This is a genomic window from Streptomyces sp. NPDC001594 (assembly GCF_042893675.1).
Lineage (GTDB): Bacteria > Actinomycetota > Actinomycetes > Streptomycetales > Streptomycetaceae > Streptomyces.
Map to the genome: position 1 here is coordinate 73,410 of NZ_JBIAVB010000015.1, position 23,931 is coordinate 97,340.

General features: G+C 73.2%; 24 protein-coding genes and 1 pseudogene. 10 read left to right on the forward strand and 15 right to left on the reverse strand.

Features of this window, described 5'->3' with window-relative positions; genetic code table 11:
* Positions 1 to 39: 39 nt before the first annotated feature.
* From ACFY0O_RS27640 to ACFY0O_RS27660, 5 genes and pseudogenes are all read right to left on the reverse strand, one after another.
* Entirely contained in the window at positions 40 to 1,107 is a 1,068-nt protein-coding gene (locus ACFY0O_RS27640; protein ID WP_388951395.1) for a hypothetical protein, read from the reverse strand.
* A complete protein-coding gene (locus ACFY0O_RS27645) occupies positions 1,104 to 3,020 on the reverse strand; it encodes a hypothetical protein (RefSeq protein ID WP_388951398.1) in 1,917 nt (638 codons plus the stop codon). Before ACFY0O_RS27645 ends, ACFY0O_RS27640 begins: the two co-directional genes overlap by 4 nt.
* Positions 3,020 to 3,772 carry a toll/interleukin-1 receptor domain-containing protein gene (locus ACFY0O_RS27650; RefSeq protein WP_388951402.1) on the reverse strand — a complete coding sequence of 251 codons (753 nt, stop codon included), beginning with the start codon at positions 3,770 to 3,772 and terminating at the stop codon, positions 3,020 to 3,022. The genes ACFY0O_RS27645 and ACFY0O_RS27650 overlap by 1 nt, the downstream gene beginning before the upstream one ends.
* An 85-nt stretch (positions 3,773 to 3,857) precedes the next feature.
* On the reverse strand, positions 3,858 to 4,754 hold the full coding sequence (locus ACFY0O_RS27655; protein ID WP_388951664.1) for a DNA-binding protein: 897 nt from the start codon (positions 4,752 to 4,754) through the stop codon (positions 3,858 to 3,860).
* 201 nt (positions 4,755 to 4,955) lie between these two features.
* Positions 4,956 to 5,141: pseudogene (locus ACFY0O_RS27660) on the reverse strand (helix-turn-helix domain-containing protein); the annotation flags it as partial.
* 317 nt (positions 5,142 to 5,458) lie between these two features.
* On the opposite strand from ACFY0O_RS27660, the gene ACFY0O_RS27665 reads away from it, so the two are divergent.
* Together ACFY0O_RS27665 and ACFY0O_RS27670 are read left to right on the forward strand one after the other, a co-directional pair.
* Entirely contained in the window at positions 5,459 to 6,439 is a 981-nt protein-coding gene (locus ACFY0O_RS27665) for an XdhC family protein (RefSeq protein ID WP_388951405.1), read from the forward strand.
* A gap of 71 nt (positions 6,440 to 6,510) precedes the next feature.
* A complete protein-coding gene (locus tag ACFY0O_RS27670; protein ID WP_388951407.1) occupies positions 6,511 to 6,906 on the forward strand; it encodes a DUF6479 family protein in 396 nt (131 codons plus the stop codon).
* 68 nt (positions 6,907 to 6,974) lie between these two features.
* Here ACFY0O_RS27670 and ACFY0O_RS27675 read toward each other — a convergent pair whose 3' ends face one another.
* Together ACFY0O_RS27675 and ligD are read right to left on the reverse strand one after the other, a co-directional pair.
* The gene (locus tag ACFY0O_RS27675) at positions 6,975 to 7,883 is read right to left on the reverse strand and encodes an ATP-dependent DNA ligase (RefSeq protein ID WP_388951409.1); all 909 of its coding nucleotides are present in this window, start codon (positions 7,881 to 7,883) and stop codon (positions 6,975 to 6,977) included.
* Positions 7,880 to 8,776, reverse strand: a complete 897-nt coding sequence (gene ligD / locus ACFY0O_RS27680) for a non-homologous end-joining DNA ligase (protein ID WP_388951411.1) — start codon at positions 8,774 to 8,776, stop codon at positions 7,880 to 7,882. The genes ACFY0O_RS27675 and ligD overlap by 4 nt, the downstream gene beginning before the upstream one ends.
* Before the next feature lie 31 nt (positions 8,777 to 8,807).
* On the opposite strand from ligD, the gene ACFY0O_RS27685 reads away from it, so the two are divergent.
* Positions 8,808 to 9,902, forward strand: a complete 1,095-nt coding sequence (locus tag ACFY0O_RS27685) for a Ku protein (protein WP_388951414.1) — start codon at positions 8,808 to 8,810, stop codon at positions 9,900 to 9,902.
* Between the two features lie 72 nt (positions 9,903 to 9,974).
* Here ACFY0O_RS27685 and ACFY0O_RS27690 read toward each other — a convergent pair whose 3' ends face one another.
* The gene (locus ACFY0O_RS27690) at positions 9,975 to 10,781 is read right to left on the reverse strand and encodes a nuclease-related domain-containing protein (protein WP_388951417.1); all 807 of its coding nucleotides are present in this window, start codon (positions 10,779 to 10,781) and stop codon (positions 9,975 to 9,977) included.
* Between the two features lie 179 nt (positions 10,782 to 10,960).
* Between ACFY0O_RS27690 and ACFY0O_RS27695 the strand changes: the two genes are divergently transcribed.
* The 3 genes from ACFY0O_RS27695 to ACFY0O_RS27705 all read left to right on the forward strand — a co-directional run bounded on the left by ACFY0O_RS27695 (position 10,961) and on the right by ACFY0O_RS27705 (position 13,658).
* Entirely contained in the window at positions 10,961 to 11,563 is a 603-nt protein-coding gene (locus ACFY0O_RS27695) for a hypothetical protein (RefSeq protein ID WP_388951418.1), read from the forward strand.
* A 125-nt stretch (positions 11,564 to 11,688) separates the two neighbouring features.
* Positions 11,689 to 12,426 (forward strand): hypothetical protein, encoded by a 738-nt coding sequence (locus tag ACFY0O_RS27700; protein ID WP_388951421.1) that lies wholly within the window; start codon positions 11,689 to 11,691, stop codon positions 12,424 to 12,426.
* Positions 12,423 to 13,658 carry an ATP-binding protein gene (locus tag ACFY0O_RS27705; RefSeq protein WP_388951424.1) on the forward strand — a complete coding sequence of 412 codons (1,236 nt, stop codon included), beginning with the start codon at positions 12,423 to 12,425 and terminating at the stop codon, positions 13,656 to 13,658. Before ACFY0O_RS27700 ends, ACFY0O_RS27705 begins: the two co-directional genes overlap by 4 nt.
* A gap of 25 nt (positions 13,659 to 13,683) precedes the next feature.
* Here ACFY0O_RS27705 and ACFY0O_RS27710 read toward each other — a convergent pair whose 3' ends face one another.
* From ACFY0O_RS27710 to ACFY0O_RS27720, 3 genes are read right to left on the reverse strand one after another with little or no spacing between them, the layout of a single operon-like run.
* The gene (locus tag ACFY0O_RS27710) at positions 13,684 to 13,959 is read right to left on the reverse strand and encodes a hypothetical protein (RefSeq protein WP_358892401.1); all 276 of its coding nucleotides are present in this window, start codon (positions 13,957 to 13,959) and stop codon (positions 13,684 to 13,686) included.
* A gap of 10 nt (positions 13,960 to 13,969) precedes the next feature.
* Positions 13,970 to 14,698, reverse strand: coding sequence for a TetR/AcrR family transcriptional regulator (locus tag ACFY0O_RS27715; protein WP_388951427.1), 729 nt, complete (start codon positions 14,696 to 14,698; stop codon positions 13,970 to 13,972).
* A gap of 38 nt (positions 14,699 to 14,736) precedes the next feature.
* Positions 14,737 to 15,666 carry a diiron oxygenase gene (locus tag ACFY0O_RS27720; RefSeq protein ID WP_358892403.1) on the reverse strand — a complete coding sequence of 310 codons (930 nt, stop codon included), beginning with the start codon at positions 15,664 to 15,666 and terminating at the stop codon, positions 14,737 to 14,739.
* Positions 15,667 to 15,843: 177 nt separating this feature from the next.
* On the opposite strand from ACFY0O_RS27720, the gene ACFY0O_RS27725 reads away from it, so the two are divergent.
* A complete protein-coding gene (locus ACFY0O_RS27725) occupies positions 15,844 to 16,950 on the forward strand; it encodes a ferritin-like domain-containing protein (RefSeq protein WP_388951429.1) in 1,107 nt (368 codons plus the stop codon).
* 47 nt (positions 16,951 to 16,997) lie between these two features.
* On the opposite strand, the gene ACFY0O_RS27730 is transcribed toward ACFY0O_RS27725, so the two are convergent.
* Both ACFY0O_RS27730 and ACFY0O_RS27735 read right to left on the reverse strand, forming a co-directional pair.
* Entirely contained in the window at positions 16,998 to 18,464 is a 1,467-nt protein-coding gene (locus ACFY0O_RS27730) for a penicillin-binding transpeptidase domain-containing protein (protein WP_388951432.1), read from the reverse strand.
* Positions 18,461 to 19,849, reverse strand: a complete 1,389-nt coding sequence (locus tag ACFY0O_RS27735) for an FtsW/RodA/SpoVE family cell cycle protein (protein ID WP_388951434.1) — start codon at positions 19,847 to 19,849, stop codon at positions 18,461 to 18,463. The genes ACFY0O_RS27730 and ACFY0O_RS27735 overlap by 4 nt, the downstream gene beginning before the upstream one ends.
* A 110-nt stretch (positions 19,850 to 19,959) precedes the next feature.
* Here ACFY0O_RS27735 and ACFY0O_RS27740 point away from each other — a divergent pair, with 110 nt between their 5' ends.
* Together ACFY0O_RS27740 and ACFY0O_RS27745 are read left to right on the forward strand one after the other, a co-directional pair.
* Positions 19,960 to 20,352 carry a DUF6325 family protein gene (locus ACFY0O_RS27740; RefSeq protein WP_388951435.1) on the forward strand — a complete coding sequence of 131 codons (393 nt, stop codon included), beginning with the start codon at positions 19,960 to 19,962 and terminating at the stop codon, positions 20,350 to 20,352.
* Complete coding sequence (locus tag ACFY0O_RS27745; RefSeq protein WP_388951438.1) at positions 20,352 to 20,771, forward strand: SHOCT domain-containing protein; 420 nt, start codon at positions 20,352 to 20,354, stop codon at positions 20,769 to 20,771. The genes ACFY0O_RS27740 and ACFY0O_RS27745 overlap by 1 nt, the downstream gene beginning before the upstream one ends.
* A 4-nt stretch (positions 20,772 to 20,775) precedes the next feature.
* Here the strand turns inward: ACFY0O_RS27745 and ACFY0O_RS27750 are convergent, their stop codons facing one another.
* The gene (locus ACFY0O_RS27750) at positions 20,776 to 21,294 is read right to left on the reverse strand and encodes a GNAT family N-acetyltransferase (RefSeq protein ID WP_388951441.1); all 519 of its coding nucleotides are present in this window, start codon (positions 21,292 to 21,294) and stop codon (positions 20,776 to 20,778) included.
* A gap of 232 nt (positions 21,295 to 21,526) precedes the next feature.
* Between ACFY0O_RS27750 and ACFY0O_RS27755 the strand changes: the two genes are divergently transcribed.
* Positions 21,527 to 22,699 (forward strand): NlpC/P60 family protein, encoded by a 1,173-nt coding sequence (locus ACFY0O_RS27755; protein ID WP_388951443.1) that lies wholly within the window; start codon positions 21,527 to 21,529, stop codon positions 22,697 to 22,699.
* Here ACFY0O_RS27755 and ACFY0O_RS27760 read toward each other — a convergent pair.
* Positions 22,636 to 23,910, reverse strand: coding sequence for a styrene monooxygenase/indole monooxygenase family protein (locus ACFY0O_RS27760; protein WP_388951445.1), 1,275 nt, complete (start codon positions 23,908 to 23,910; stop codon positions 22,636 to 22,638). The genes ACFY0O_RS27755 and ACFY0O_RS27760 overlap by 64 nt on opposite strands.
* Positions 23,911 to 23,931: the final 21 nt, after the last annotated feature.

Below are 23,931 nucleotides of genomic sequence, written 5' to 3' on the forward strand. Positions count from 1 at the left end.
CCGGAAGTGGCTCCGAAACAGTTCCGCACGCCGGCACGGCTAGGAACTCGCGGGATCGGGTTCCCAGTGCGGAGGCTCGGATCCAGCGGCGGTTGGTTCGGCGGCGGGGTCCTCGGGCGCAGACTCCTCCGGAGTCTGGTCCGGCCACAGGCGGGCACGTACTTCCTCGGCCTCCCCTCGACGGCCGGCTCCCTCCAACCCGCGGATGATGCGGTGCAGCAACGTCCAGCGCTCGGGCGTGGGATCGTCCAGACCGGCCGCGTCCAGAAGCCTCGCCACACAGTCGACCGTGGACAGGGGCAGGTCCTGGGGGTGGTCCCGAGCCGGGCTGTCGTCGTCCCAGGGGGCGGGGCCGGCCTCGGCAGGCCCCTCGACCAGGTGCCGGAACAGCTCCGCCACCTCCGTGTTGTTCGACGCCGCCGAGAGCTGGGCCAAGGGGCCCAAGAGGTTCACGGTTCCCGTGACGTCATCCTCGTGGCGTGCGAGCCACCACACCGCCGCGCTGCCCGGAGTCTTGAGGATCTCGTCAGCGAGGTACTTGCGCTTGCTCCGCTCGTACTGGCGTTCCTGCTCCCAGGTGTCCTCCTCCTTACGCAGGCCCGCGAGCTTCCGCAGCCGGTCACGGTCCTCGGCGGCGAGGGTGAGGGTGACGTCCGTGACCATGACCACCAGCGTCGCCGAGTCGTCCAGGGCGCGGGCACCGAGCTGCTCCTCCAGGCGGTACTGCACGGATCCGTATCGGTCCGGGTGCTCGCGCAGGGTCAGCTCCTGCGCCCTTCTGAGTACGGTGGCCGCGGCGAGCACGGAGAGGTTGCCGTGCGTCGGCACGTCGCCCGCGGTCGCGGCAGGGCGCCACCAGACGGACGCCGAGAAGAGGAAGTCGTAGTCGGGGAGGGCACTGCGCAGGGCCACCCGGTCCAGATGGGTCTCCTGGAACGGCTCCTCGGCCGGGCGCTCGGGCTCGGCGTTGGCCCGAGCGGCGGCCTCCTCGTACCGGGCCCGGTCATCGGCCCGTCGGCGGGCCCTTTCCGCACGCTTCATGGAGATCAGTCCGAGCGCTGCGGCGAGGGCGGCAGCCAGGAAGATCCAGGTCAGGTAGGCGCTCACCGGCCGCCTCCGGTACCGGCGGCGGCGAGGTCAAGAGCCGTGTCGATCCGCTCCCAGAGCCAGGTCGCGACGGGCTCCCGCTCCGGACGCCCGGCCTCCCAGGTACAGGTGATCGCATAGAGCCGATTGGTGTGGCTGTCGCTGCCGGTGGCCGCTCGGACCAGCACGTCGAGCGCGGGCTCCCTGCGGTCGGGGGGCATTAGCAGGACGGCGTCCAGCCAGCTCCGGAGGAGGGGGTCCCAGGCTTCCGGCGGGCTCTGGAAGGCCGCGCGCCATACGTGGGCCAGTTCCCGCCAGGGAAGGTCGGACGGCAGTGCGGCCTGCGGGATCAGGTCGCGCAGCAGTCCGAGGTTGCCCAGGGATCGAGACCCGGCGTGTGTGGTGAGCCGGTTGATCAGGAAGCGGCGCAGCCTCGAATCACCTCCGACCAGGTCGAACAGGGCGGTGCGGGCGTACTCACCATTCCGTTGGAGCGCCAGGTGGTGCAGCCGGACAACCGCCTGATGGGGATGGGTGCGGGCGAGCACGTCCCGGCAGACGTCGGTGAGCACGCGGAAGAGTCCTGGGGCGAGTTCCGGCGACTTGGACCAGTCCCAGATCTGCCGCCGGATGAACGAGCTCTGCCGTTCGTCACGCAATCCCAGTGCCAAGGCGGTCGCCGCCTCCGCGTAACGGGCGTGCGGAGGACGGGTCCCGGCCCAGCGCTCGGCCTTCTCAAGGAGATCGCCGGGGCGTCCCGCTCCGAGGACCTGTTCGGTGAAGCGGATGACGAGGTCGGTGCGATCGTCCGACGTGAGCCCGTCGAGCCTGATCGTCCCGTCGACCCAGGAGCTCAGTGCCTCCCGGAGGTCCGGGAAGTGGAGCCAGAAGTGCCTGCGGATCGCGGCGTCGTACTCCAGCTTCTCGAAGGTGACCCGGCCGGCCTCGTTCCGGAGGGCACCGAGCGTCGTCAGCTGGTCGAGAAGATCACGCTGCGCAAGACCGTGCACGGCGGCTTCTCCGTGTCCGAGTTCGTGCAGCAGAAGGTTACGGCTGTGGAAGACGGCGTCCGCGGGTGCCCCGTGCAGCATGGCAGCGGTCAGCAGGAGGGCACGGTCCTCCAAGGCCGTCAGCCTGGCAACCTGTTTCGCCGCCTCGGCCGTTCGGTCGTTGACAGCCCGGCGCGCCTCTTCGCGCCAGGCGTCGAACCCCCGGCCGTGACGGCCGCTGTCGCGTGCACGCAGGACCATGGCGCAGAATCGTAGGAGTTCGCTCATCGGGGCGTTGGCGAAGAAGCCGGCCAGAGCCGGAGTGCTCAGCTGCTCCACCTCGCAGGGGACCCCGGCGACGCGCAAGGCTCGGCGCACCACGGCCAGGGGGCGGGGTCGGCGCAGCAGCACCACGAGTGGGGCGAGCTGCGGGTCCAGAAGGGGGTCCGCCCAGGCCGGAAGTACGACGACCAGCCGCGCCTTGGCCTGCTCTACGACCCCACGGTGGAGAGCAAGGATCTTCTGCGCCTCGGGAAAGTCCTCGTAGGAGGTTCCGGAGAGGTCGAGGAGGAAGCGGTCCTGGGGGCCCGCATCCAGGGGTCCTCGCTCCGCCGGGTCCGTCGTCAGCTCCTCGAAGCGGCCCTCCTCCCCCGGTTCCGGGGCGGGGGCCTCGTGCAGGAGCATGATCGCGGCCGCGCTGCGGCCGCTGCCGGCCGGTCCCTGGAGCAGGACCACCGCACCGGGGACGTCGATCCGGCGGGCCGCTTCCCCGTAGTTGCCCGGTCGGATGAACCGCCTGCGCAGATCGGCGCGCTGCTCCCAGCCGATGTGGAGGCGGTCACGGGCCTTTCCGGTCGACGTGACCCACAGGTTGTACTGCGGCGCAGGCCCTTGGTTGACCGGGCCCGTGGCGCCGAAGAAGGAGCTGCTGAAGTCCCCTGTCATCACTCGCCGTCCTTACGGTGGTCGGCTCGCTCGCTGTGCTGGCGCATGTCGCCGGAGTTGTCGCCCGCCACGTAGTTCACCCCCATGCCGTCGCCGGAGAACGTGGGGGCGTTGTACTGCGCGCCGGGGCCGGTGTTCACGGGTCCGCGCGGCTCGTTGACGAAGGTCCCGAGGCCGCCGTGGAGGTTGCCGATGCCGCCGCGTACGTCCCGGGCCTTCATGCGAACGGAGCCGGTGTCCTGCGCGGACTCATCGCCCCGCCGCTGCGGCGATCGGTCGGTGTCGGCGAGCTGCGGAACCAGGTCGGCGAGGTCGTCACCGAGCCGCCTGAGGTCGGCCTCGGCGTTGCGGTGGTCGAGCCGGCGGTACTGGTGGTCGGCGAGTTCCTCCAGCTCCCGGGGCAGCACGGTCCGGTCGAGCCGGGTCGTGCGGCCCACGAGGACGGGGATGACGTGGGCGCCGGTGTCCAGGGCTTCCAGGATTTCGCGCCGGGTCCAGTCTTCGGGGTCATCGAGCGCCCGGCGTCCGTCCCTGTCGGTGAACTCGGCCCAGCGCGGTCCGATCACCACGAGCAGGACGCTGCAGCGGCCCACGGCGGTGAGGAGTTCCTGGGGGAAGGCCCGGCCGGGGCGGATGGACTTGCCGGCCCGGAAGACCTGGTCGTCGCCGAAACGGGCGGAGAGTTCGCGTTCGATGACGGTGGCGGTGGCTTCCTCGTCGCCGGTGCGGTAATTGACGAAAATTTCGGGCATGGCTGATTCCCCTCCTGGCTCATGAATGCGATGACTGGTGATTGCGACCCGCCCAAACCGTGTTGCCGGAGGGGCGGATCGCGTATCAGATGTGGGCGGGCCTGAGGGCCCAGGCGAATGCGGGCTGCAGATCGCGCACGGCGCGATGGGTGCGATAGCGGCCGAGTTCACCGGCGAGGCGGCGGATATCGGTCCGCACGGTGGCAGAGGGTACGGCGGTGTTGACGTCGAGGAGTTCCCGGGCCAGGGTGCAGGAATACTCGAGATCGCCTGCTGCCGCGTGCGCGAGGGCCCGGCGGAACCCGTATCTCGTACGCGTCCTCAGTGCGTGCGGTGGGATGCCGAGGAATTCCCGGTCGAGCACCTGGGCGGCCTCACGGGGGCTTCCGAGGTCGTACAGACACCAGCCGGTGACCATGGCCGCGGGATCGGTCAGGTGGGTGGTACCGAGGACGGGGCCCGCCTCGGGGTCCGCTTCCCGTGCGGCTGCGGCGAAGCTCCGGCGTGCCAGTTCCAGGGCACGCATGCAGGCGAGTTCGTCGCCGGCGAGCGCGTACCCCTGGGCCTCGCGCTGGGCGGCCAGGCCTCTGATGCGGGGAGGGAGGCGGCTGTTGGACCGGGCCTGTGCGGCGAGACCGGTCGTGGCGGCCGCGTCGCCGTCGTAGAAGGTGACGAGTGCGCGCCGCACCAGGGCGTACGAGGCGAGGTGCGGGTCCCCGCCGGCCTGGGCCAGCAGGACGGCGTCCGCGGTCCAGGCGAGGGCCGCCCGGCTGCTTCCCGCCTCCTGGGCCATCCATCCGGTGAACTCCGCGAAACGGGAAGCCAGGAGCATGAGCGGCGGCCGGTTGTGGGGATCGCTCTTGGAGACGAGCGCGACGACCGCCCGCGTCTGGGCTTCCAGCAGGGGCAGCAGGACCGCCGGATCGGTGCACTGGCCGAGCCGGCGGGACTGGTCGAGCTGGGTGGCCAGGGAGGCCGGCAAGGTGGTGCCCGCCGGGGCCGGGGTGCTGCCCGGGCGCTTGGGCCCTCGCCCCGGAAGCGCTCCTTCCCGCGATGCGCGGATCGCGTCGAGGAATGCCCGCCGGTCGAGCTCGGACCGCCGGTCGTCCGCTTCCCGGGCGGTATCGGGGACCGTTTTCCCCCCTGTTCCGGGCGATAGGGGTTCGGCCAGTCTGCGCAAGGCGCCGTCCGCCCGCAGAAACCTGTCGACCCGGTGGACGAGTTCTGGCGAGGGCCGGACCTTGCCCCGCTCCACCTTGCTGAGATAACCCTTGGTGTAGTTCACCTCGAGGGCCAATTCCGTAAGGGTGTATCCGGCTCGGTGCCGTAATCGGCGCAGTTCCGGTCCCCATTCGGGCGAGGTGCCCATGAAGCTCAACTCCCCGAAGTCGTGACGTTCTTGGAGATCGATTCAGTGGTGAGTGTGGCATGCGGTCCGGGTTCGCGGGCGGCATCGCCGAGGTTTCCTGTTGCCAGTACGGATGGTGACGCTCCCGGAGAGGATCCATCACTGTGCGTATCCTCCCGCCTGGTGGTCCGGTGGACCGTACGAGGGGGTGGGGGCAGGGTCTGTGTGTTCGGGGGGTGGCGGGGGGGCGGGGGGTGCGTAGGGTTGATTTGAGGCCGCTTTGTGCCGTTGACCTGGTGCTTTGCGGTGTGGTGGCGCATAGAGGATGGGGCGACGAGATGCGTGAGCTGGCGGAGACGGCGCGGCAGTGGGTGGCCGAGGGGCGGGTGGCCTTCCTGGCGCGGCCGGTGACCGAGCAGGGGTTCGGGCCGCGGGATCCTGCCGGGGCCGTGCTCGTGGACGCGCGGGGCGAGTGTGTCGGGGCGCTGTACCGGGGGGTGTTCGACGCCGAGCTCGTGGCCGAGGCCGGGGCCATGGGGGCCGGGGGCGGTGCGCGGGTGTGCGAGGTGTCGGTCGGGGCCGGGGAGGCCACCGAGGCGAAGCTGACCTGCGGCGGGCAGGCCGAGGTGCTGTTGCAGCCGCTGGCCGCGATCCCCGCCGAGTGGTGGGAGCTGCTCGGGACGGGGGCCGGGGTGGCGCTCGTGACGCGGCTGAGCGAGGGGGCGGACGCCGCGGTGAGCGAGGTCGTGCGGGCCGGGGGCGTGCCGGCCGATGACGCCGCGCGGCGGGCCGGGGAGCTGCTGGGTACGCGCCGGCCGGGGCGGGACGCGCTGTACGGGGGGGCCGGGCTGGTGCTCGTGGAGGCGTACCCGTCGGCTCCGTACCTGGTGGTCGGGGGCGGCGGGGAGCTGGCCGAGGTGATCGGGGCACAGGCCGCGCTGCTGGGGTGGGAGTCGGTGGTGGTCGAGAGCGCCGGCGAGGCGGAGAAGGTGCTCGAACGGCATCGGGAGGCCGCCTGCCTGGTACTGCTGAGCCATGAGCCGGATTTCGACGTGCCGGCGCTGCGGAGCGCGCTGGCGCTGGGGGTTCCGTACGTGGGCGCGCTCGGGTCGCGGCGGACCACGGCGCGGCGCCGGGAGGGGCTGCTCGCCGCCGGGGTGGCCGAGGGCGAGCTGGCTCGGGTGCACGGGCCGATCGGGTTGGATCTGGGGGCGAAGACCCCGGCCGAGACGGCGCTGGCGATCTGCGCGGAGATCCTCGGGGTGCTCGGCGGGAGGGACGCCCGGGGGCTGCGGGATTCGGACGGGCCGCTGCGGTGACGGCCGTGCGCCGTTCATGATTCTTTGGGACGGGCGCGTGAAAATGGTGCGAAAACGGGAAAATAACACTCATGGACATGATCCTGAGCGTGGACGCGACTCTTTCCCGTAGCGCATGGTTCTTCATCGTCGGAGTGGTCATCGCCGGGTTCCTGCTCGCCGGGTTCAAGCTGGGGCAGCGGGTGCGGGCCAAGGAGCCGCCGCCGCCCACTCCCGAGAGCCAGCCGCACCTGCCCGAGGGGGGTGCCGTGCACGAGGTCCGGGAGGAGCGGGACCACGTGGAGATCCCCGAGGGCGGGCTGAGGCCGCACGAGATGCAGGGGTACGGGAACTTCGGGTCCACGACCTCCGCGCACCCCGACGAGGTACGGGCCGAGCGGGAGTCCGGGTACAAGCCCGTGACCGGTCCCGGACCGCACCCGCAGCCGGGGGCACCGCCCGACGCGGGACGCGGGGCGCACGCCTAGACGGCCTGGGAGCCGCCGTCCGGAGTCCGTAGGGGCCTCCGTCCTCTGACCCGCGCCGCCGGCGCGGGTCAGAGGTCTGTCCGGAGCCGGAGCACCTCGGGCGGGGGGTGGCGGGTCGAGGCGTGGCGGACCTCTGCGGTGAGGGGCGGGTCCAGGGGGGTGTAGGTGGTCTCGCCCAGGCCGATCGCCGTGACCGTCGGCGGCCGCGGGGGCGGCGGCGGGGGCGGGGCCGTACGCAGGGCGGCCGTGAGGTCCGCGCGGAGGGCGGCCGGCAGGGGGCTCGACACCAGGGGGGTCTCGTCGTCCTCCCCGGGGAGGAGCAGGACCAGCGCGAGCGGGCGCCGCGCCGTGCCGGTGTAGCCGATCACCGCCGCGTCCCGGACGTTGGTGTGGCGGAGCTTGCGCCAGGCGCGGCGGCCGGAGGGGTAGGGCTGGTCCAGGCGTTTGACGACCAGCCCCTCGATGCCGCTCGCGGGCAGGGTCTCGTACCAGGTCTCGGCCAGTTCCGGGTCGGTGGTCATCGGCACCGGCTGGAGGGGCGGGCCGAGGGGGGCGAGGAGGTCGAGCAGGAGGGCGCGGCGGCGTGCGTAGGGCTGGGCGCGTACGTCGAGGCCGGCCAGCTCCAGCACGTCGAAGGCCGCGTACGAGGCGGGGAGGGTGCGCGCCAGGGCGGCGGCGCGGGCCGGGGTGGCGGCGGCCCGGCGCTGGACCAGGGCGAAGTCGGTCCGGCCGGCGTGCCAGACGACCACCTCCCCGTCCAGGACGGTTCCGGCCGGCAACCGCCGGGCGGCCTCCGCGAGATCGGGGAACGCGGCGGTCACGGTGCGGCCGGAGCGGGCCTGGAGGACGACGCCCTCGGCCGTGTGCAGGACGACCATGCGGTGGCCGTCGAACTTCGGCTCGTAGGCCAGTCCCGGGCCGCGCGGCAGGGTGCGTACGGAGGCGGCCAGGGCCACTCGGACGGGGGGCGGGGTCATCGGCGGGCGCCGGGGAGGGGGGCGGCCTGCGCGGGGTCGAGGAGGGGGGCCAGAAGGTCGCCGTCGCGGGCCAGGCGGGGCGGGATGTCGTCGGCGAGGAAGACGAGGTCGGCGGGGTCCCGGCAGTCGCGGAGCTCCGCCCAGGTGACGGGGGCCGAGGCCGTCGGCAGGGCGCGGGCGCGCAGGGTGTAGGGGGCGGCGGTGGTCTTGGCGGCGGCGTTCTGGCTGTGGTCGACGAAGACCTTGCCGGGGCGCAGCGCCTTGGCCATGCGGTGCACGACCAGGTCGGGGAGGGCCGCCTCGGCCTCCTGCGCGAGGTGTTTGGCGTACGCGGACACCCGGGCGGACGGGGTCGGCTCCACGGGGACGGACAGGTGCAGGCCCTTGGAGCCGGAGGTCTTGGCGTACGCGTGCAGCCCGTCGGCGGCGAGGCGGTCGCGCAGCCAGAGGGCGACGGCGCAGCACTCGACGACGGTCGCGGGCGGGCCGGGGTCCAGGTCGAGGACGATGCGGTCGGCGACGGCGGGGGTGGCGGCGGGCCACTGGTGGACGTGGAACTCGACGACCAGGTTGGCGGCCCAGATCAGGGACGGCATGTCGGATACGAGCACCTGTTCGGCTCCCGGATCCTCGGAGCGGGGCACCGGGGCGGTCTTCACCCAGTCGGGGGTGCCGGGCGGCGGGTTCTTGGTGAAGAACAGCTGGCCGTCGGGGCCGTCGGGATAGCGGAGGAAGGAGACGGGGCGGTCATGGACGTGCGCGAGGAGGGCAGGCGCGATGGTGGCGTAGTAGTGCAGCACCTCGCCCTTCGTGAACCCGGTCCGCGGGTACAGGACCTTGTCCAGGTTGCTGAGCGCGATGCGACGCCCCTCCACCGATGTGATCGGCGTCATACGATGAGATTGCCACGAAACAGGAGGAACCGTGCGATCCATTTGGAATGGGGCGATCTCCTTCGGCCTGGTCAGCATCCCGATCAAGCTCGTGAACGCCACCGAGAGCCACTCCATCTCCTTCCGTCAGATCCACGTGACGGACGGCGGACGCGTCCGCTACCGCAAGGTGTGCGAACTGGACGGGGAGGAGGTGTCCTCGGACGAGATCGGCAAGGGGTACGAGGAGGCGGACGGATCGATCGTGCCGATCACGGACGAGGACCTGGCGCGGCTGCCGATCGCCACGGCGAAGACGATCGAGATCGTGTCGTTCGTACCGGCCGACCAGATCGATCCGCTGCAGATGGACTCCGCCTACTACCTGGCGGCGAACGGGGCCACGGCGGCCAAGCCGTACACCCTGCTGCGCGAGGCGCTGAAGCGGAGCCGGAAGGTGGCCATCGCGAAGTTCGCGCTGCGGGGGCGGGAGCGGCTGGGAATGCTGCGGGTCGTGGACGACGTGATCGCCATGCACGGACTGCTGTGGCCGGACGAGATCCGGGCGCCGGAGGGCGTGGCACCGGAGGCGTCGGTCTCGGTGCGGGAGGCCGAGCTGGACCTGGCGGACGCGCTGATGGCGACGTTGGGGGAGGTGGAGATCGACTCCCTGCACGACGACTACCGGGAGGCCGTGGAGGCGATGATCGCGGCGAAGTCGGGCGGCGCGTTCGAGCCGTCGGAGGCGGTGGTGGAGCCGGCCGGCGGGCAGGTCATCGACCTGATGGCGGCGCTGGAGAACAGCGTGCGGGCGGCGCGGGCCTCGCGGGGCGAGGGTGGCGGGGAAGCCGGGGAAGGCGGGAAGGCCGAGGTGACGCCCCTCCGGCGGAAGGCGGCAGCTGCTGCGGCATCGCCGAAGGCGGTCGGCGGGAAGAAGTCGACCGCGGCCGGGGGGCGGGGCGCGGCGGCGAAGAAGTCCGCCACGGCGAAGTCGACTTCGAAGACCGCCGCCGCCAAGACGACGGGCAAGAAGGCGGCTTCGGGTTCCCGTTCGGGTACGAAGTCCACGGCTTCGGCGGCCGCGAAGAAGGCCGCGGGGGGCGGGGCGGCGAAGAAGGCGGCCCCGCGGAAGCGGAGTTCTGCCTGACGGGTGGGGGGTGGCGGGCGTGTGCGGGTGCGGGGAGCGGGGGCCCCGCCCCCCGGCGAGGCTGGGCTTCGGCTAGTCGGCCGGGAGCCAGGTCGGGGTTGCTCGGGCCGTGGTGAACAGGGCTTCCACGTCCGGGGGTTTGAGGGTCGGGGGGAGGGACCCGAGGGTGGTCGTGAGGGTAGGGGGCTGAAGGATCAGGACGTCCCTGAGGGTGGGGGCCACCTCCACCCGGGAGGCGTCCGTGAGGGACAGGGCCGGGGTGACCGGGCAGGCCAGGGCGCGGGAGGCCCGGGCCGCCGCGCGCCGGATCCAGCGCGGGTCGGGGGCCGGGGCCGCGCGGCCCACCGTCAGGAGGAGGTCGCCCACTTGGGCCCGCTGGCGGCGGCCCGGGACCGTGCGCAGGGCGAAGACGCCCGGCGGTCCGACGAGCAGGTGGTCCAGCAGTCCGAGACCCGGCAGGGGGACGTCGTGGACCACCCGCCAGTCCTCGGCCTCCAGCAGGTCGAGCTCCGCTCCCGTGCGCTGCGAGGCCGCCAGTTGCCGCCGCATGCGGTGCCGGGCCCGGCCGCCGCCCTGCGCCCCGTACGCCAGTTCGCCGAGGAGCGTCTCGCCGGGGCGGTTGGGGGCCAGGTCCCGGTCCGGCGGGAGGTGCAGGCGGCGCAGTTCGGCACGGCTCGGGACGGGGGGCGGTCCGATGGTCCAGTCACCGCTCAAGTACGGGCGCAGCACCGCCAGTACGGCCTCGCGCTGGTCGTCCGAGAGGACGCTGATCCGGTTGGCCCGCCGGTCGTACCAGGCGACCGCCAGGCCGTCGGGCCGGTTGACGTAGAGCCGGCCGCGGCCGGGCCGGCCGCTCGCGAGCACCTTGAGTCCGGACATCGGCCTCACCCCCGCCGTCCATGTGAGCAGGCGCCGCCGCCCGCGGCAATCCCTCGAACATGTAACAGCTCCGTCGGCTCGCTGCTGCCTTCCTGTTACAAGGCCAGCGCTGTACCGCAACAGCCCGCCCCTACGTTGATGGCGTACCTGCCCGCACCACCCGTACCGAATGGACTCCCGTGGACACCGTCAGCCGTCGCACCATCGTTCGCGCCACCGCCGTGACCGCATGCGCCGCGGCCCTGCTGGCGCTGCCCACCGCCGCCGCGCTCGCCGACGGGGCCCCGGCCGCGTCCGCCGCCGGCGTCCAGCGGACCCTGGTCAGCAGCCTCTCCCTCGCGGACGGGCAGTCGACCGCCAAGGTCTACCGGCTCGCCAAGGACGCGTACCAGGCGGAGATCCTGCGCGCGGGCGCCACGGTGGCGACGCTGACCAGCCGTGACGGAAGCACCGGCACGGGCGGGGCGGGCGAGCTGCACGCCGCGCTGCGCCCGGACGGGCGGCTCTCCTCCTGGGTCGACGACACCCTCCCGCGCGACGGCTCGCACGCCGTGGCCGGCGACGGCCACAAGACGGCGACCCGCCGGGGCGCCGGGCAGGTCGTGCCGGCCGTCGCCGAGACGCACCGCACCGCCGGCACCGCCGAGACGCTGCGGCTCAACACCCTGGCCGACGGTCCGGGCAGCGGGGTGCTGCTGCTCGCCGCGGGCGGCGGGATCGCGGCCGTGGGCGCGGCCGGGTTGGGCTTCGCCATGCTGCGGCGGGGCCGCACCGACGGCTGACCTCCCGGGGGAGCCGTTCCCCCGCCGGGGCCGCCGTCGCCCGGTGGGCGGAAATCCGAAAACGGGCTTATCTCCGCATAAGGTGGTCGCAACAAGTTCCACGCCCGGAGAGGAGGGCCCGCGCCGTGCGCACGCCTTCCTCCCCTGCCCGCGCGGGCAGGCGCGCGGGTGTGGCCCTGCTGGTCCTGGCGGCCGCGCTGCCGCTGGTCGCGGGCTGCGGGAACACCGGCGGGCTCGCCTCGGCGGGGCCCACCCCCACGGCGATCGGGCCCGTCCACCTGTGGCCGGAGCGCAAGGGCGCGGACGTGCCGCCCGCCGATCCCGGGGGCGCGCCGCCGGAGTACGTACCGGGTCTGCCGCCGGTCGTCGGCCAGGACGTGCACTCCGTCGACCCGGTGGCCCTGGTCCAGGCCGAGCTGCGCGCGCACCCGGACATCACCGTCGGCCCGGACGGGATGCCCGCGGAGACCGCCGCCGCGATCCGGGCGTGCGGGCGGGAGGGCCAGGCGCCCGGGGCGTGTCCGGTGCGGGCGCCGTACTACCGGGACCTGACGGGGAACGGCAAGGACGAGGTGGTGGTCGGGATCGAGTTCCCCGACCGGATGATGTCCGTACGCGTGTACACGGCGGACGCCGACGGGCGGCTCAACCGGATCATGGCGACGACGCAGACCGTGATCAGCGTGGAGCTGGCCGGGCGGGACGTGATCCTGCGGGTGCCGAGCGGGAACCCCGGGTACGAGCTGATCACCGCGTGGTCGTGGGACGCGGGGCAGCGGACCATGCTGCCGGCGCGGGAGGAGATCGTACGGGTGCCCGCGGGGACGGCCGGGGCCGCGGTGCCTGCGCCGGGTGCGCCGTGAGACGGCTGCTGCCCGCCTGGACGGCCACGCTGACCTGGAAGTCCGTGTGCTTCATCGTCGGGATGTGCTGCTCGCTGGCCGCGGTGCTGGGCGTGCTCGTGCACGTGGAGGTGACCCGGCAGACCGTCGCCACGGCCCGTGACAAGGCCCTGGGCAAGCTGCACGACGCCTCCCGGGCGTACGAGGCCGGCGAGGCCCTGCCGCCCGAGTCGGGGATCGACCCCCGGGGGCTGCCGCCGGCGCTGCGGGCGCTGGCGGTGGGCGGGCAGCGCGGGACGGTCGTGGCCGAGGACCGGCAGGGCCGGCCGGTGATGTGGGCGGCGGCGCCGGCCGACGGGCGGGCGCTGGCCACGTCCGTCGACTACGGGCAGAGCGCGCGCACGATCAGGGGGCTGGACAACGCGATCATCGGCTCGTCGGTGCTGGCCATCGGCGGGACGCTGCTGGTCGGCGCCTTCGCGGTGACGCGGGTGACGCGGCGGCTGCACCAGACCGCGACGGTCGCCCGGCGGATCACCCGGGGGGACCTGGACGCCCGGGTCCGGGACCCGCGCGCGGAGGATCCCTCACGGCACCCGGACGAGGTATCGACGGTGGCGGGCGCGCTGGACACGATGGCGGGGACCCTCCAGCGGAAGCTGCAGGGCGAGCAGCGGTTCACGGCCGACGTCGCGCACGAGCTCCGCACCCCGCTGACCGGTCTGCAGGCGGCGTCGGAACTGCTGCCGGAGGGCCGGCCGACGGAGCTGGTGCGGGAGCGGGTGCGCACGATGCGGCAGCTGACCGAGGACCTGCTGGAGATCTCACGGCTGGACTCCGGGAGCGAGCGCGTGGACACCGACCTGCACCAGCTGGCACGGCTGGCGCGCAGGGTGGTCCGGGCGTCGGGCACGGACACGGAGGTGGTGGTGGTCCGCGACGCCCACGTGGAGACGGACCGGCGGCGCCTGGAGCGGGTCCTGGGCAACCTGGTCGCGAACGCGCACAAGCACGGACGCGGGCCGGTGGTGCTGACGGTGGACGGTCCGGTGGTGTCGGTGCGGGACCACGGGGACGGCTTCCCCGACTACCTGCTGGACGGCGGCCCGCAGCGGTTCCGCAGCGGCGGCAAGGGCCACGGGCTGGGCCTGACCATCGCGGCGGGCCAGGCGGAGGCGATCGGCGCCCGCCTGGAGTTCCGCACGGCGGCCGGCGGCGGGGCACTCGCGGTGCTGACGCTGCCCGGGCGGTAGCCGCCCGCCCGGGCGCCGGGCCCCCTCAGCCCTCCGCGTCCCGCCGCTTCGTCCAGGGCCAGCGGAGCTTCGGCTTGCGGCCCGACGGGCGGTACTCGTACTTCCAGCCCTTCTGGAGGCCCAGCCGTTTCGTGTAGCCCGACGGGACCCGTTCGTACAGCAGGACCGTCGGGGGGCCGCCGTCGGCCGCCGGGACGGGGATCTCGTACCACTTCGAGGGGTGGCCCGTCGGGCCGAGGAGGATCGGGAGGACCCGGCCGTCCATCGGGCCGCCCTCGAAGGGGGTCGGTTCGCTTTTCACCCCACCAGTGTCACAGCAGGTGAGCCGCCTCGGAGACCACCGGGATCACGCGCCGTGCGAGGACGCCCGCCGGGCCGTCGGCCCGCTCCAGGGCCAGGGCGGCGCGGGCGGCGCCGGCCGTTTCGGGGTCAGTGGCGGCGGTGGCGGTCAGGAGGGCGATGAACTGGTCGACCAGCCAGTCGCGGAGGGTGGCGGCCTCCGGCTGCTTGCCCTCGTCCAGCCAGATCAGGGAGGCGGCCTCGACCGCCGTGATCCATGTGCGGACCATCATCCTCAGCCGGGGTCCCGGCCCGGGGGCCGGGACGCCGAGGTGGAGGAGGATCTGCTGGGCGGCCGCGCGGCGGATGCCGTCCACCGTGGCGGTGGTGCGGGAGGTCTCCACGACGCTGCCGCCCTGGAGGAGCGCGGCGAAGCCGGCGTCGTGTTCGTCGACGAAGGCCAGGTAGCGGTCGAGGACCCGGGAGAGCCGCCCGGTGAGCGGTCCGGCCTGGGGTTCGGCGAAGCACAGTTCGAGGACGTCGGCCGCCGAGCGCAGCGCGGCCTCGTACAACTGCTGCTTGCCGCCGGGGAAGTAGCGGTAGACCAGCGGCCGCGAGACGCCCGCTGCCTCGGCGACCTCGTCGAGGGAGATCTCCTCCGGCGCCCGGTGCGCGAACAGCGACAGGGCCGCGTCGAGGAGTTGGGCCCGCCGCTCCTCGACGCTCAGCCGGCGGTAGGCACGTACGGTGCGTACGGTCATGTCCGCAGCGTAGACGTACGGTGCGGCGCGCGGGGGGCTTACGCGAGGAGGCCGGAGCTCTTCCAGAGGCGGCGGCCGGCTCCGCGCAGGACGCCGATGTCGTCGAGGAAGTCGGTGAGCCGCTTGGCGCCGGTCTGCATGACCTCGCGGCGGTGGCCGCTGGCCTTGACCTGGGCGACGGCCTCGCGCCGGTCGAGGCCGACGTTGTCGTAGACGGCCGGGTTGACGAAGGCCAGGGAGAAGACGCGGGCGGCCTCGCCGCAGCTGAGCCGGGTGAGTTCGCGCTCCCAGCGGGGGGCGGTGAGCATCTGGCGGCGCAGTTCCTCGCGGGCGTAGCGGACGTGCCGGGCCTCCTCGACGACGTGGATGCGGGTCACGCCGCGGACGAGGGGCTGGATGCGCTCGTCCGGGAAGGTCAGGCGCTGCATCCAGTCGAGGATCTCCTCGCCGAGGAGGGTGCAGGCGAAGGAGCCGGGGGTCGTCGAGATCGTCTTCAGGATCCGGGCCAGGTTGTGGTTGGCGCGGGAGACGGGGTAGGCGGGAGCGCCGCCCGTCTGGATCATGCGGGCGAACATCATCGAGTGGCGGCACTCGTCGGCGATCTCGGTGAGGGCGTAGCGGACGTGGTTGCTGGTCAGCGGCTTGTCGTAGATGTGCCGGACGAGGAGCTGCATGAGGATGATCTCGAACCAGATGCCGAGCGAGGCGAGGGCGGCGGCTTCGTGGCGGGAGAGTTCGATGCGCTGCTCCTCCCCCATCTTCTTCCACAGCGGGGTGTCGTAGAGGGAGAGCAGCTCGGGCGGCCAGTAGTACTTGCCGTCGACGGGCGGGGCGTCCCAGTCGAGTTCCCTGTCGGGGTCGAAGGAGTGCTTGGCGGAGGATTCGAGCAGGCGCTCGGCGATCTGCTCGCGGTCCTTGAGGAGGCCGAGGGCGTCCCTCAGCGCGGCTCGCTGCGTCACGGTCGTCATGGCTTGGGGCACCTCGGCGGTCGGGTTACCAGCGGTCACCTCTTATGAGACTGCTTGTCAGCAAGGCCGTCAATCCCTCGCGCACGACTTGTTGACCCCGTGTCTACCAACGTGTGACGCTGCCAACTGTCCAGTCCTGTACGGCAGTACGGCAGCACGTGAGACGAGGAGGCGTCAGTGTCGACGCACGAGCTCTACACCACGGCCCCGGGCGAGGGCGTCTGGCAGGTGCCCGCCAGCGGCTCGGCCCGCTTCAGCTGGGAGTACGACGAGGGCCGCGAACGCCTCCTCGCGCTCTACCAGAAGGGCAAGGACAAGCAGTGGGACGGAGCCAAGCGCATCGACTGGGACATCGAGGTGGACCCGTTCGACCCGCTCGGCACCCCCGACGAGGTGCTGACCCTGTACGGGACCCGGCACTGGGCCAGGCTCACCGAGAAGGACAAGGGCGACCTGCGCCGCCACTACGCCGCCTGGAACTTCAGCCAGTTCCTCCACGGCGAGCAGGGCGCCATGGTGTGCGCGGCGCGCATCGTGGAGTCCGTGCCGGACCTGGACGCCAAGTTCTACTCCGCCACCCAGACCATGGACGAGGCCCGGCACGCCGAGGTCTTCGGCCGGTTCCTGCACGAGAAGGTCGGGATGCTCTACCCGGTCAACGACAGCCTCCAGGGGCTGCTCGGCGACACCCTGCGCGACTCCCGCTGGGACATGCCGTACCTGGGCATGCAGGTGCTGATCGAGGGGCTGGCGCTGGCCGCGTTCGGGATGATCCGCGACACGACGGACAAGCCGCTGCCCAAGCAGATCCTCGCGTACGTGATGCAGGACGAGGCCCGGCACGTCGCCTTCGGACGGATGGCCCTGCGCGACTACTACCGCCAGCTGACGGACGCCGAGCTGCGCGAGCGCGAGGAGTTCGTCATCGAGGGCTGCCACCTGATGCGGGACCGGCTGCGCGGGGTGGAGGTGCTGGAGAACTTCGGGATCCCGCGGCGGGAGGCGGAGGAGTTCTCCGAGCAGTCGGAGTTCCTGCACCTGTTCCGCAAGCTGCTGTTCAGCCGGATCGTGCCGTGCGTGAAGGACATCGGGCTGTGGGGCGAGCGACTCCAGAAGGCCTATCTGGACATGGGCGTCTTCGAGATGGGCGACTCCAACCTCGACCTGCTGATGGCCCAGGACGAGGAGATCGCCGAGGCCCTCGACCGCGAACGGTTCGCGCACGAGGAGCGGGAGCGGGTCGCGGAGGTCGAGGCGGCCATCCAGGAGGGGGCCGAGGCGTAGCGTTCGCAGCGGGGCGCGTCAGCGCGGGGGGGCGTCAGGGGGGGGCGTCAGCGCGGCCCGGCGGCCAGGGCGGACTCCATCATCGCGCGGGCGATCGGGGCCGCCGCGCCGTTGCCGCTGATGTCGCCGCGCACCGCCGAGGCGTCCTCGACCACCACCGCGACCGCCACCCCCGGCTGCGGCGCGCCGGCCGCGGCCGCCCAGCCGATGAACCACGCGTAGGGCGTGCCCGCGTTGCCGACACCGTGCTGGGCCGTGCCGGTCTTGCCGCCGACCCGCGCGCCCGGGATCGCCGCGTTGCGCCCCGTCCCCTCCTCCACCACCTTCACCATCAGCTCCTGCAGCCGCAGCGCCGTGGGCGGGCTCATCGCCCGGCCCAGGGTGTGCGGGGCGGTGCGGCGGACCAGGCCGCCGCCGTGCCGGGTGGTGCGGTCCACCAGATAGGGGGTCTCGATCTCGCCGCCCTGGGCCACCGCCGCCGCCACCATGGCCATCTGCAGGGGCGTGGCCCTGGTGTTGAACTGCCCGATCGAGGACAGCGCCAGCTGGTCCGGGCTCATGTCGGTGTCGAAGTTCGACCGGGACACCCAGGACGGCACCCGCAGCCTCTCGTCGTTGAACCCGAACCGCTCCGCCGCCGCGACCATCCCCTCCAGCCCCACCTGCACCCCGACCTTCGCCATCACCGTGTTGCACGACCACTGCACCGCCTCCGCCATCGAGGCGTCCTCACAGCCCGTGCCCGCGTTCGGCAGCAGGGTGCTCGTGCCCGGCAGCGGGTACGGGTCCGGGGTGCGGGTGGGGGCGTCGACATCGGTGACCACGCCCGCGTCCAGGGCCGCCGCAGCCGTCACGATCTTGAAGGTGGAGCCCGGCGGATAGGTCTCGCGCAGCGCCCGGTTGAGCATCGGCTTGGCGGGGTCCGCGTTCAGCCGCGCCCAGGCCGCCTTGACCTTCGTACCGGTCCCGGAGAGCAGGCCCGGATCGTACGAGGGGCTGCTGACCAGGGCCAGGATCCGGCCGGTCGCCGGCTCCAGCGCGACCGCCGCCCCGCGTCTGCCGCCGAGCCCCCGGTAGGCGGCCCGCTGGACGGCGGCGCGCAGGGTGGTCACGGCGTCCCCGCCCGCGGGGCGGCCGCGCGAGAGGTCGTACCAGAGGGGGAAGGCCGAGAGCCCCGGGTCGGTGCCGGCCAGCAGGGCGTCCTCGGCGCGCTCGGCGAAGCTGGTCCCGTACGTCTGGGAGGAGAAGCCGGTGACGGGGGCGTACAGCGGGCCGTCGGTGTAGGTGCGCTCGTAGCGCAGCAGCTGGCCGCTGTCGCGGGAACCGGTGACGGGGTGGCCGTCGACCAGGAGGTTCCCGCGCGGCTCGGCGTAGCGCGCGATGGCGGGGCGCTTGTTGGCCGGGTTCGCCCCGTAGGCGGCGGACTCCCAGACCTGCACGCGGGCCACGTTGACGAGCAGGGCGGCGAGGAGCAGCACGCAGGAGTACGCGCACCAGCGGATGTAGCGGATCACGCGGGCCCCCCGGTTCCGCCGCCCGCGCGGGCGCTGTCGCTGAGCCGGACCAGCAGGGCCACGATGATCCAGTTGGTGACGACGGACGAGCCGCCCTGGGCCAGGAAGGGCATGGCCATGCCGGTGAGGGGGATCAGGCCGGTCACGCCGCCCGCGATGACGAAGACCTGGAGCGCGACGATCGAGGCGAGCCCGGTGGCGAGCAGCCGCCCGAAGGGGTCGCGCAGGGCGAGCCCGGCGTGGAAGCCCCGGGAGACGAGGAGCCCGTAGAGCAGCAGGAGGGCGGTCAGGCCGACCAGGCCCAGCTCCTCGCCGGCGGTGGCGAGGACGAAGTCCGACTTGGCGGCGAAGCCGATGAGGAAGGAGTGGCCGTGGCCGAGGCCGGCGCCGAGGAGGCCGCCGGCGGCGAAGGCGAAGAGGGACTGGGCGAGCTGGCCGGGGCCTTCACCCCGGTCGATGGAGGCGAAAGGATTCAGCCAGTCCTCGACGCGGCTGTGCACGTGGGGTTCGAGGGTTCCGACGGCGTACGCGCCGAGCGCGGCGAGCAGCAGCCCGACCGCGATCCAGCCGATCCGGCCGGTGGCGGTGAACAGCATGATCACGAAGAGGCCGAAGAAGAGGAGGGAGGTCCCGAGGTCGCGCTCCAGGACCAGCACCCCGACGCTGAGCAGCCAGATCGTGAGGATCGGCCCGAGGACCCGGCCGGGCAGGAGCCGCAGTTTCCACAGGAGCCGGCGGCCGGTGAGGGCGAGGGCGGTGCGGTTGGCGGCGAGGTAGGAGGCGAAGAAGACGGCGAGGAGGATCTTGGCGAACTCCCCCGGCTGGAAGGAGAGCCCGGCGAAGCGGATCCAGATGTGGGCGCCGTTGACCGCCGGGAAGAACACGGGGACGAGCATCAGCGCGAGGGCGGCGGTGACGGAGAGGTAGGCGTACCGCTGGAGCACCCGGTGGTCGCGCAGCCCGACCACGACCAGGGCGAACAGCCCCACCCCCAGCCCCGACCAGCGGAGCTGGTCCCCCGCGCCGGCCTCGCCCGGGGTGACGAGGTCGAGCCGCTCGATGAACACCAGGCCGAGGCCGTTGAGCAGGACGGCGATGGGGAGCAGGACCGGGTCGGCGTACGGGGCCCGCAGGCGCACGGCGAGGTGCGCGAGCAGCGCGGCCGCGCCGAGGGCGGCGGCGTAGTGCGGGGTGGAGGTCGAGGCCCGGGGGCCGGCGGCTCCGGCCGCGAGGCCCACGTAGGCGTGCCCCAGCGCGGAGATCAGGACGGCTCCGGCGAGGAGCGTCAGCTCGACGCCCCGGCGCTTGGGGGGACGGACGCCGGGTGGAGGGGGCGGGGCGGGCTCGGGCTCCGTCACCTTCGCCGTCAGGGCTGGCGGGGGCATACGGGAAACGTAGCAAGCCAACCACCCCTATGTCCGGTTATGCCATAGTCTGCCGAAGAGTCGTCAGAAACGGTCGAGATTGCCGTCGCGAGGAGCGGGAGCCGAGCCTTATGGGACCTGGGGAATTCATCGTCCTCGCCTTCCCGGAGGAGCAGCTCCGGGTCCCGGCGGTCGAGGCCGTGATGGGGCTGCGCAAGACCGGGGTGGTGCGGCTCATCGACGGCCTGGTCACGACGAAGACGGCGTCGGGGGAGGTCCTGGCGGCGGAGTTCGACGAGTTCGTGGAGCTGCGGGGGCTCCTGGCGGGCCGTGACGTGGCCCGGCTGATCGGCCCGGAGGACGTCCGCGAGGCGGCGGAGCTCCTGGACCGGGGGAGCTGTGCGCTGCTGCTGGTGGTCGAACACGTCTGGGCCCAGGACGCGGCCGTCGCGGTACGGGCGGCGGGCGGGCGGATCGTGGGCTCGGTCCGGATCCCGGCGGAGCGGGTGGAGGTGGCGGTCTGATGTTCATCCGCCCGGTGAACGTGACGGTGACGGCGGCGACCCGCCCGCCGGGCCACCCCCTGCTGCGGGGCCTGCTGCGGCGGGCGGCGGGGGCGGCGGAGTGGAGCCAGGACGTGGGGCCCGGGGAGGACGGGGACACCGGCGAGGAGGCCCTGGCGGAGGCCTTCGCGGAGGACGAGGCCGAGGCCCTGGCGGAGGCGGCGGGGGCCGTGGGGCTGGAGGGCCGGGCGGAGGGGTTCGACGAGGCCGACGCGATGGCCCGGCCGGCCCCGTGGCCCGCCGGACCCCGAACCCCGGCGCCCCCCTCCACGCACGCAACCCTGGTGTCGGAGCTCACCCAACTGGCCGACCTCGCCCGCGAGGGCCTCCTGACCCCGGAGGAGTTCGCACGGGCCAAGGGGCGACTGCTGGAGGGGTGAGCGGCTACGACGCCCGGGACAGGCGCTTCTGGAACCAGGCCACGTCCCAGAAGGTCCCGAATTTGCGGCCCACTTGCTCCAGGCGTCCGGCCGGCCGGAAGCCGAACCGTTCGTGGAGCCGCTGGGACGCCTTGTTGGGCATGGTGATTCCGGCGAGGGCCAGATGGACGTCCTCCTGCTCCAGCACCTCGAAGAGCGAGGCATACAGCAGACCGCCGACACCACGGCCGACGTGCTCGGGCGCGACGTACACAGTGGTCTCCACGGTGGTCGCGTAGGCCGCCTTCGGCCGGAACGCGCTGCTCGTCGCGTAACCGAGAAGCTTCCCGCCCTCCTCGGCCACGAGGAGCCGGTGCGGTCCGGAGTCCGGATGGGCCAGCAGCCACGGCCGGCGCTGGTCAACGGTGAGGGGCTCGACGTCGAAGGTGATCGGCGTCTCGACGACGTAATGGTTGTAGATGCGGGTCAGCTCTTCGAGGTCGCCCTCGACACCGAGCCGGACCACACTCGCCTTCGCGCTCATCTCCCCGACGGTAGCCGGGGCTCGTTACGTCGGGATTTCGTCATCGGCCACCCCAGGAGGATCGGGGCCGTTGAACGACCCTCCCCTCCCGGCGAATCGAGTACGCGCTGCCCTGATCGCGGCGGCCAGGCACCGGAAAGCCCCCCACCCGGGTGACCCCCGCTCCCCCGCCGTGCCGCCTCGCCGGACCCCACCCGACCACGTGGCAGCATCAGCCAGCGGAGGTGATTACATGACAAAACGACTACACCGCCCGCTCGGTCTCGGCCTCAGCTGTCTCGCCGCCGCCACCCTCCTCGTCGCCGCCGGTCCCCCGCCCCCCGCCCGGGCCGAGCCCGTCGGGGAGTTGCTCACGCGGCTGCAGGGGCTGTACCAGCAGGCGGAGGAGGCCGCCGAGGTCTACAACGCCGCCGAAGCGGCCCTCAAGGCCCGCCGGGCGGAGGAGGGGCGGCTCAGCTCCGCCCTCGGCAAGGCCCGCTCCGCGCTGGACTCCGAGCGGGCCGGCGCCGGACGGCTCGCCCGGGAGCAGTACCAGGGGCTCCAGAACGGCGGCCTCTCCCCCTACCTGAGGATGCTGCTCTCCGGCGACCCCCAGCAGGCCCTCGACCAGCGGCGCCTCGCCGCCCGCGAGGGGGCCCGGCGGGCCGGGGTCGTGGCGCGGCTGGAGCGGGACCGCAAGCAGGCGGGTGCGCTCGCCGACGCCGCCCGCAAGGCCCTCGACGCCCAGCAGTCCCTCGCGGCCCGGCAGAAGGAGGCCCAGCGTGAGGTCACCGGCCGGCTCAAGGAGGTCGAGCGGCTGCTCGCCGCGCTGACCCCCGCCGAGCTCGCCGGGCTCGGCGCGCGGGAGGCGGCCGTCACCGCCGGGGCCCAGCGCAGCCTGCTGGACTCGGGCCGACTGCCCGCCCGTACGACCCCGCCCACCGCCGCCGGCGACTCCGCCCTGCGCTACGCCGCCGCCCAGATCGGCAAGCCGTACGTGTGGGGCGCCGAGGGTCCGGCGAGCTTCGACTGCTCCGGGCTGACCTCACAGGCCTGGGAGCACGCCGGCCGGTCCATCCCCCGGACCAGCCAGGAGCAGTGGGCGCAGCTGCCCAGGGTGCCGCTGGACCGGCTGCGCCCCGGTGACCTCGTCGTCTACTTCCCCAAGGCCACCCACGTCGCCCTCTACATCGGCGACGGCAAGGTGATCCAGGCCCCCCGCCCGGGGGCCAAGGTCAAGGTGTCCCCGATCGCGGCGAACCCGCTCCTGGGCGCGGTCCGCCCCGACCCGGACGGGACCCCGCTCGCCCACTTCACCCCGCCGCCGCTGCCGCAGGCCCCGGCGACGGGCGACGACACCGGCTACGACGCGGACACGGAACCGGCCTCCGCCGCCTCCGCCGCCTCGGCGACGTCCGCCAGGTAGTCCTCCGCGTCCTGCGGATCGTAGAAGTAGGTGTCGAAGTCGGCCGGGTTGTCGAAGCCGTTGGCGAATCGATCCGCCACCGGCTGGTACCGCCCGGCCGCCCCGATCAGGTTCAGCACGTGGTCCGGCGGAGCGCCCAGCATGGCGTTGGTCCACTGGGTGACCGGCTTGCCCGTGGTGAACCAGTACTTGTCGAAGGTGGCCTTCATCCAGGACTCGTCGAACGGCTTGTCACCGTGCATCAGGATCGACGACAGGTAGGAGGCCGCGCACTTCGCGGCGGCGTTCGCGCCCTGCCCGGTGATCGGGTCGTTGGCGACGACCACGTCCGCCACGCCCAGCACCAGCCCGCCGCCCGGCAGCCGCCCGACGGGCTTCCGCACCACCGGCGCGTACCGGCCGGCCAGCGTGCCGCCGGCGTCCGTCAGCTCGACCTTCGTGGCGCGCGCGTACTCCCACGGAACGAACTTCTCCATGAGCTCCAGCGTGAGCTCCAGGTGCTCGCCCGGGTCGTTGACGCCCCGGAAGGCGTCCAGCGGCCCGCCCGGCAGGCCCTCCCAGAACAGGATGTCCGCCCGCCCCGAGGTGGTCAGCGTCGGCATGACGAACAGCTCGCCGACGCCGGGCACGAGGTTGCAGCGCACGGCGTCGGTGTCCGGGTGCTCGGGGCGGGGCCCGAGCCCGTGCACGTACGCCACGGCCAGGGCGCGCTGGGGGCTGTCGTACGGGGAACGGGCCGCGTCCCGGACGAACATGGAGACGAGTTCGCCCTTGCCGGCGGCGACCAGCACCAGATCGTACGAGCGCGAGAAGTAGTCCAGGTCGGCGACCGACGCGCCGTGGATGACCAGCTGGCCGCCGCGCTGCACGAACACGTCGAGCCAGCCGGCCATCTTCACGCGCTGGTCCACGGACTGCGCGTAGCCCTTGAGGCGGCCCATCCAGTCGACGGCGCGGCCGCCGTCGGGGGCGGCGACGGAGACGCCGAGCCCCTCGATCCTGGGGGCCTGCCGCTCCCAGAAGTTCAGCTGGAGGTCGCGCTCGTGCCGGAGCGCGGAGTCGAACATGCACTGGGTGGACATGACCCGGCCGGTGCGGATCTCGTCCGCCGTCCGGTTGGACATGAGGGTGACCTCGTAGCCCTTCGCCTGGAGGCCGAGGGCGAGCTGGAGGCCGGACTGCCCGGCCCCCACGACAAGTATCCTGCGCATCTCACGTTCTCAATCTGTCGG